Annotated in this window: 1 protein-coding gene; it reads right to left on the bottom strand. The window is 69.6% G+C overall.

Translation table 11 applies throughout. The annotated features are described in order from the left end of the window. A partial coding sequence (locus tag R0J88_RS22125) for a metallophosphoesterase (RefSeq protein ID WP_410901191.1) occupies positions 1–250 on the bottom strand: 250 nt, incomplete at both ends.

The raw sequence follows: 250 nt of genomic DNA, 5'->3' as shown, positions 1-250 counted from the left end.
CAGGTCGCCGTGGCTCGCGCCGGGCACCTGCGAGTCGAGCGCGAGCACGCGCACCGCGCCGACGTCGAGCGCGTATTGCACGAACTCGCCGTCCTGCAATTCCGGGCGATCGGCGAACGCGCGGCGCAGCCCCGCGCGATCGTCGTGATTGCCGACCATCAGGTAATACGGAATCTCGAGCGGCGCGAGCAGGTCGCGCAGATGGCGGTATTCGTCGTCGGGGCCGAAATCGGTCAGGTCGCCCGTGACG

Source organism: Pseudoalteromonas sp. SIMBA_162 (assembly GCF_046535955.1).
Taxonomy (GTDB): domain Bacteria; phylum Pseudomonadota; class Gammaproteobacteria; order Enterobacterales; family Alteromonadaceae; genus Pseudoalteromonas; species Pseudoalteromonas marina.
Note: the sequence above shows the minus strand (reverse complement) of the source record. Positions and strands in the feature narration are given on the sequence as shown.